The 6,060-nt window shown below is 69.8% G+C and carries 10 protein-coding genes; 3 read left to right on the forward strand and 7 right to left on the reverse strand.

The features are described 5' to 3' along the window. Window positions 1–36 precede the first annotated feature (36 nt). The 4 genes from L632_RS22035 to L632_RS0103400 all read right to left on the reverse strand — a co-directional run bounded on the left by L632_RS22035 (window position 37) and on the right by L632_RS0103400 (window position 2,871). Window positions 37–867, reverse strand: a complete 831-nt coding sequence (locus tag L632_RS22035; protein WP_036697138.1) for a Ku protein — start codon at window positions 865–867, stop codon at window positions 37–39. An 84-nt stretch (window positions 868–951) separates the two neighbouring features. Next, a complete protein-coding gene (locus tag L632_RS0103390; protein ID WP_028716360.1) occupies window positions 952–1,395 on the reverse strand; it encodes a DUF421 domain-containing protein in 444 nt (147 codons plus the stop codon). A gap of 9 nt (window positions 1,396–1,404) precedes the next feature. Continuing rightward, window positions 1,405–1,914: a hypothetical protein gene (locus L632_RS23425; protein ID WP_051476368.1), complete on the reverse strand. Its 510-nt coding sequence runs from the start codon at window positions 1,912–1,914 to the stop codon at window positions 1,405–1,407. Window positions 1,915–1,980: 66 nt separating this feature from the next. Continuing rightward, window positions 1,981–2,871 (reverse strand): hypothetical protein, encoded by an 891-nt coding sequence (locus L632_RS0103400; protein ID WP_028716361.1) that lies wholly within the window; start codon window positions 2,869–2,871, stop codon window positions 1,981–1,983. A gap of 149 nt (window positions 2,872–3,020) precedes the next feature. On the opposite strand from L632_RS0103400, the gene L632_RS0103405 reads away from it, so the two are divergent. Both L632_RS0103405 and L632_RS22045 read left to right on the forward strand, forming a co-directional pair. Then, a complete protein-coding gene (locus L632_RS0103405; RefSeq protein ID WP_028712646.1) occupies window positions 3,021–3,317 on the forward strand; it encodes a PRC-barrel domain-containing protein in 297 nt (98 codons plus the stop codon). A gap of 67 nt (window positions 3,318–3,384) precedes the next feature. Then, window positions 3,385–3,591 (forward strand): hypothetical protein, encoded by a 207-nt coding sequence (locus L632_RS22045; RefSeq protein ID WP_036697140.1) that lies wholly within the window; start codon window positions 3,385–3,387, stop codon window positions 3,589–3,591. A 290-nt stretch (window positions 3,592–3,881) separates the two neighbouring features. Here L632_RS22045 and L632_RS0103415 read toward each other — a convergent pair whose 3' ends face one another. Genes L632_RS0103415 through L632_RS0103425 form a run of 3 tightly spaced genes read right to left on the reverse strand, consistent with a single transcriptional unit; the run spans window position 3,882 to window position 5,676 of the window. Beyond that, window positions 3,882–4,106 (reverse strand): hypothetical protein, encoded by a 225-nt coding sequence (locus L632_RS0103415; RefSeq protein ID WP_028712647.1) that lies wholly within the window; start codon window positions 4,104–4,106, stop codon window positions 3,882–3,884. A 29-nt stretch (window positions 4,107–4,135) separates the two neighbouring features. Next, entirely contained in the window at window positions 4,136–4,993 is an 858-nt protein-coding gene (locus L632_RS0103420) for a glucose 1-dehydrogenase (protein WP_028712648.1), read from the reverse strand. Continuing rightward, a complete protein-coding gene (locus tag L632_RS0103425; RefSeq protein ID WP_028716362.1) occupies window positions 4,990–5,676 on the reverse strand; it encodes a hypothetical protein in 687 nt (228 codons plus the stop codon). Before L632_RS0103425 ends, L632_RS0103420 begins: the two co-directional genes overlap by 4 nt. Before the next feature lie 160 nt (window positions 5,677–5,836). Here L632_RS0103425 and L632_RS0103430 point away from each other — a divergent pair. Further along, window positions 5,837–6,060: ferritin-like domain-containing protein (locus tag L632_RS0103430; RefSeq protein WP_028716363.1), on the forward strand; the 224-nt coding region annotated here is incomplete at its 3' end.

The raw sequence follows: 6,060 nt of genomic DNA on the forward strand, positions 1-6,060 counted from the left end.
TTCTGCGCCTGGCCGCCCGCCTCGCGGAGGGCCGGCTTAACCGCTTTTGCGCTGGCGAGCGGCGGGCTTCTTCCGCGCCGCCGGCTTTTTCGCGCCCCGCCCGGCGCTTTCGCGCAGCGCCGCCATCAGGTCCACGACCTTTTCGCGCGGCGCCGGTTTCCTGGGCGCGATCCGGCGCCCCTCCAGCTTGGCCCGGACCAGATCGGCCAGCGCCGCCTCGTAGCGGTCCTCGAAACCGGCAATGTCGAATTCGCCCATCTTGGTGGCGATGATATGCTCGGCCAAGTCCAGCATCTCGCCCTTGATCTTCACGGCCGAGACATCGCGGAAGGCTTCTGCGGCCGAGCGCACCTCATAGTCGAAATTCAGCGTCGTCGCGATCATGCCGGGGCCATGGGCGCGGATCAGCACCGTGCGCACGCGCCGGAACAGCACCGCCCGCGCCAGCGCCGCCACCTTCTTGCGGCGCATGCCTTCGCGGATCAGGGCGAAGGCCTCCTCGGCGGGCCGGTCGGCCGGGGTCAGGTAATAGGGCCGGTCGAAATAGACGTCGTCGATGTCGCCGCAGGCGACGAAGCTGGCCACGGCCAGCGTCTTGTCGCTTTCCGGGACGGCGGCGGCGATCTCCTCGGGATCGAGGACGACGTAATCGCCCTCGCCGACCTCGTAGCCCTTGACCTGATCGTCCTTCTCGACCGGCTTTCCGGTGGTGCCGTCCACGAACTGCCGCCGCACCCGGTGGCCGGTGGCGCGGTTCAGCGTGTGAAAGGCGATGCGCTCCGAGGTCGAGGCGGCGGCATGTAACGCCACCGGGCAGCTCAGCTCGGCGATCTTCAGCAGTCCTTTCCAGATCGCCCTGGGGGCCATGGCGCGCGTCCTTCGTGGAAATCCGCAACGATGACCAACGCCCCGGGTGAAACGGGGGTTCCGGCGCCGCGGATCATGCCGGGGCTACTTTCGCGGGATGATGCTGATCGCCCCGCTGATTTCCAGCACCGCGGCGTCGATCTCCCGCAGCGTGGCGAGGCCGTGCTGCACGCGCGCGGCTTCCAGGATATCGGCCGGGCTGACGCGCGCGCGCGTCAGCGCCTCGCGGTCGATCTCGCCCCGGCTCATCAGCACCGTGGGCGTTCCGTCCAGCCAGAGCGCCAGCCGCGCCGAGCGCATCTTGGCGAAGGACAGGATCACGTCGACGGTCACCAGCGTGATCATCAGCAACACCGCATTCACGATCGAGAAGTCGTCGCCCAGCAGCGCCTGCTGCGTCGTCTCGGCGATGATGAGCAGCAGGACGAAATCGAAGGGCGTGGTCTGCGCCAGCGTGCGGCGCCCGGACAGCCGGGTCATGGCCAGCAGGACCAGATAGATCGCAATGCCTCGGATCACGGAGTCCATCGGCGGCCCTCACGGCAGGATCAGGATGCGGGCGGCCCGGGTTTCCGCGCCGATCCCGACCTCGAGGCGCGTCCAGCCGAAATGCTTCGCCCGAATGTCCAGCGTCACGGTCCGCGGGCCCTCTCCCTCGGCTCCAAAGACGAAGCTCTGCGCGGCGCCGGACAGCGTGCTCCGCTCCGGCTCGGGCTGGATGCGCTCGACCGAGAAACGGTCGAGGAAGTCCCGCCCGATGCGCAGGCCGTGCGAGGGGGCGGGGCGCTCGAAACGGACCTTCAGCTCGTCGGGCCCTTCCCAGCGGCTGATGCGGGGGAACTCGACCCGCGCGCCGTCGAAGCGCATGACGGATTTCTGGAAGGCGCCGCCGCTGCCGGTCAGGCCCAGCAGCGCCACAAGGCAGGCCGCGGCGAAGGCCAGCCAGGCGAGGCGCTGCGCCCGCCAGAACCGGCGCTGGAAGGCGCGGTCCTCCTCGATCTGCAGGCCGTCCGCGCGCAGGGGCGGGGCGGCCGGGTCCTTGGCCATCGGGCGATCCTCCCCGGAAAGGTCGTCCCCGGCCAGGGCCGCGGACGACGCATCGCGCTTTCGCCGTTACTGGGTGGCGGGGACAGGGCCGTCCTCGTCGAATTCCGGCAGCGCCTCGAGTTGCTCGCGCGTCCAGGGCAGATAGATGCGCAGGTCGGTATCCTTGCGATAGACCACCAGATCGCCGACCGGCACCGCGACGCGATGCTCTCCCATGCCCAGGAAGCCGCCGACATCGATGATGGCATGGCTGATCTCGGCCGCGCCCATGCCTTCGGCCTGGGCATCCGCCTGGGCATCGGTCGGGGCCTGCGCCGGGGGCGTGGTGGCGTCGGTGGGCGTGATGGTGCCGGCATCCGAGCCGATGTTCTCCATCCGGTCGGTGTCGCCGGTATCGGTGCCGGTGGCGACATTGCTGGAATCCGACTCGGTCATCGGCGCCGCGCCGTCGGGACTGGCGGAATCGGCCGGGCTGTCCGCCGCGCCGGCGGCCGTGTCGGTCGTCGTATCGGTCGTCGTATCGGTGGCCGCGCCGGTGGTCGTGTCCGCCGGGGCTTCGGCCGGCGCCTCGGTCGTGGCCGCGGGGGCGGCCTCGGATGTGGCGTCGGGGGCGGTGGCGGTGCCGGCATCGCCGCCTTGCAGCGAGGTGGTGCCGTTGGCAAAGACCAGCCCATGCACCTCGCCGATCTCCTCGCCGCTGGCGTCGTAGACGGTGGCGCCCTCCAGGTTCTCGGTCGTCAGCACCACGTCGCCTTCGACATAGCCGTCGGGCGGGGTGATGATCGGTGCGGGCTCCAGGGCGGGGGCGCTCTCCTGTCCCATCGGCACCGGTTGGGTGTCGGCCTGCGGGGTGTCGGCCTCTGGCGCCGGGGCCTCTGGCGTCGGGGTGTCCTGGGCCTGGGCCGCCGCGACGCTCAGCGCGGCGGCAAGGGCGGTGATGACGAACAGATGTCTCATCTTTTCCTCCTCCGGATGCGGGTTGACGGGCCGTGAACCGGTTGCGGCGGAAAATGTTCCAGCCGCCCTCCTCACGGCAGCGTTATGGAACAGATCGGCATCGGCCCTGTTGAAACCACCCAACCCGAGAATGCAGAGGAGGGATCGGAATGGACCACAGCACCCATATTCGCCTGCGCGAGGACGAGTTGACCGAGGCCGCGCTGACCGGGGCCACCGTCTACGGCCCGGGCGACGAGCGGATCGGCCATGTCTCGCATGTCCACGGCACCGGCGGCGATACGCTGGTGGTGATCGATGTCGGCGGTTTCCTGGGAATCGGGTCGAAGCCGGTGGCCGTGCCCGCCCGCGACCTGGATTTCATGCGCGACGCCAGCAACAGCGTGCATGCCGTCACGCGCTGGACCAAGGACGAGCTGAAGGAGATGCCGGAGCATCGCGAGTGAGGGCTCGCTGACGCGTCCCCGCGCCGGCCCGTCAAGGGCCGGCCGCCGCAACCAGGAGGATCCTGCCATGGGCAAGACATTTGATCCGCAAGAGGAAAACACCAAGTTCAACGTGCGCAAGCGGGCCCAGGACCTGAAGATGGGCAATGCCGATCCGGTGCTGAACCCGCGGCAGATGCCGGGCTCGGACGAGCCCAATGCCGGCGGCCAGAACCGCGAGGCGGGCGACCGCAAGGCCCGCCAGAACGATCCCGTCACGAACAGGGGGGAATAGGACCCGCCGGGCTTGCCCGGCCCTGACCGGAAACATGGCCCCGACCCGGCTATCGGCCGGGCCGGGGCCATCCATGCGTAGGGCGCCTGCCCGCGCAAGCCCGCGCCATTGCCGGCCGCGCGCCGGCCAGGGTCATGTTCTTTCTTGTCAAAATATCCTCGGGGGTCCGGGGGCAGACAGCCCCCGGCACCGGCCGCGCCGGCAGAACGCCGTTCGGATCTGCTGCGGGTCCTAGGCCGCCCGACGCCGCGCTGCCGACCTTGCGCCCCACCTTGCGCCGCGCCGCCCCTTCAGTAATTCCCGGGCGGATCGCTTGCGGGAAAGGATTCGTCGCTCTGCTCGTCGACGATGTCCCAGTCGCGCGGCGGGTTTTCCATCCGGCGGCGGCCGGCGGGGCGGATGTCCCGCCGCCCCGCCGCGCCCCGCGGGGCCGGGCGCGCCAGCGCATCGCACAGCCCCTTCAGCGCGAAGCCGGCGGCGAGGCCGCAGACGAAGACCAGCGGACGGTTGCTCATGACTGCACTCCTTCTTCGGGTTCTGGGCCTCAGATCATCGGCATTCCGCCGGTGACGGCGATGGTGGCGCCCGAGACATAGCTCGACATCGGTTCGGCCAGCATCACATAGGCCGAGGCCAGCTCGACCGGCTGGGCCGGGCGCTGCATCGGATAGTTGGCGCCGAACTTCGCTACCTCTTCGGGCGACATGCTGGCCGGGATCAGCGGCGTCCAGACCGGCCCCGGCGCCACCGCGTTCACCCTTATGCCGCGCCCGGCAAGCATCTGCGCCAGCCCGGTGGTGAAATTCTGGATCGCGCCCTTGGTGGTGGCATAGGCCAAGAGCTTGGGATTGGGCTTGTCGGCATTGATCGAGGCGGTGTTGATGATCGCCGCACCCTCGGGCATATGCGGCACCGCCGCCTTGGTCAGGTGGAAGATCGCGTCGATATTGACCGCGAAGGTGTGGCGCCATTCCTCGTCCGGGATCTCCTCGATGCTGTCGAACAGCGCCTGATGCGCGGCATTGTTGACCAGGATGTCGATGCGGCCGAAGCGTTCGACCACCTCGGCGACGATCTTGCGGCAATGGTCGGGATCGGCGATGTCGCCGGGGATAGACAGGCAGTCGCGCCCGGCCTCGCCCACCAGTTCGGCGGTGCTGGCGGCATCCTCTGTCTCGTTGAGCCAGGACAGCGCAAGATCGGCGCCCTCGCGGGCATAGGCGATGGCGACGGCGCGGCCGATGCCGCTGTCTCCGCCGGTGATCAGCGCCACCTTGCCCTCCAGCCGGCCGGCGCCCTTCCAGCTCTCCTCGCCATGGTCCGGGCGCGGGTCCATCTTCCGGAAGCTGCCGGGCAGGTCCTGCTGCTGCTCGGGAAAGGGTGGCTTGGGATAATCGCTCATCGGTCGGGCCTTTCGTCGGGGTTGGGGGCGCCGGGCTGCTTGTTGCCGTCGCCTTGGCGGTTCGGGTCCTCGGTGACGGCGCCGGCCGGGTCCATGCGTTGCTGGCGCTGGTCGAGCACATGCGGCGCCGGCCGGCGCAGCCGCTCGACGGCCGAAAGGGGCGGCGGCGCGGCGCCGGGGTCGCGGGGGGAACGGGTCCGGCGGCCCGGGGGTTCCGGCGCGCGGCTGCCGATCGCCTCGGCCGCGATCAGGCCCAGCGACAGGCCGACCCCCAGCGCGAGCAGGCCCAGCCCGACGCCCGCGGGCGGCAGCACCAGCTCCCATCCCGGGCGCAGGCGCGCCGGCATCAGGCCGTAATCCACCAGCCCGGCCAGGGCGGCGGTCCCCAGGCCGGCCAGCCAGGCCAGCCCCATGCCGCCGCTTCGCGCGCGCCGGGCCAGCAGCACCGCAATCGCTGCCCAGAAGAAACACGAGGCGACATGGATGACGGCGCCCAGGCCGGTATGGGCCAGATCCAGCGCCGGCTCGGTCGCGGCGGCGGGGCCGTGCAGCACATGGCTGGTTGCGTTGATGGCGATCCATGGCGGCAGGCCGCGCGCGGCGGCAAGCGCGCCCAGCATCGCGGCCGAGGCGATCGCCGCCATCGTCGCGGCAAGGGGCCAGCCGATGGCGAACCGCCGCATTGGTCGGGTGCCTTGCATTTCGGCTCCTGCTTTTCTGCTTCGGGCTTTCTGAACCTTTTTCTCTTCTGATTGTTCCGTGGAACATCTTTGCCTTGGTTTTGTTGATTGCGTCTCGGCTCCGGGTTTCGGGGCTGTTTTTTTTTTAGGAAGGAGACATCCGATGCCCGACAAGGTCCTCGACGATCTTTTCCACGACACGCTGAAGGACATCTATTATGCCGAGCGGCAGATCGTGAAGGCGCTGCCGAAGATGGCGCGCGGGGCGCAGTCCGAGCGGCTGCGCGAGGCCTTCGAGCAGCACCGCGAGCAGAGCGAGACGCATGTGGAGCGGCTGCAGCAGGTGTTCGAGCTTCTGGGCAAGCCGGCGCGGGGCAAGACCTGCCC

The organism is Paracoccus sp. J39 (assembly GCF_000518925.1).
Taxonomy (GTDB): domain Bacteria; phylum Pseudomonadota; class Alphaproteobacteria; order Rhodobacterales; family Rhodobacteraceae; genus Paracoccus.

Coding starts and splice junctions, on each gene's coding strand:
- L632_RS22035 (WP_036697138.1), bottom strand. CDS start 867: ATGGCCCCCAGGGCGATCTGGAAAGGACTGCTGAAGATCGCCGAGCTG.
- L632_RS0103390 (WP_028716360.1), bottom strand. CDS start 1,395: ATGGACTCCGTGATCCGAGGCATTGCGATCTATCTGGTCCTGCTGGCC.
- L632_RS23425 (WP_051476368.1), bottom strand. CDS start 1,914: ATGGCCAAGGACCCGGCCGCCCCGCCCCTGCGCGCGGACGGCCTGCAG.
- L632_RS0103400 (WP_028716361.1), bottom strand. CDS start 2,871: ATGAGACATCTGTTCGTCATCACCGCCCTTGCCGCCGCGCTGAGCGTC.
- L632_RS0103405 (WP_028712646.1), top strand. CDS start 3,021: ATGGACCACAGCACCCATATTCGCCTGCGCGAGGACGAGTTGACCGAG.
- L632_RS22045 (WP_036697140.1), top strand. CDS start 3,385: ATGGGCAAGACATTTGATCCGCAAGAGGAAAACACCAAGTTCAACGTG.
- L632_RS0103415 (WP_028712647.1), bottom strand. CDS start 4,106: ATGAGCAACCGTCCGCTGGTCTTCGTCTGCGGCCTCGCCGCCGGCTTC.
- L632_RS0103420 (WP_028712648.1), bottom strand. CDS start 4,993: ATGAGCGATTATCCCAAGCCACCCTTTCCCGAGCAGCAGCAGGACCTG.
- L632_RS0103425 (WP_028716362.1), bottom strand. CDS start 5,676: ATGCGGCGGTTCGCCATCGGCTGGCCCCTTGCCGCGACGATGGCGGCG.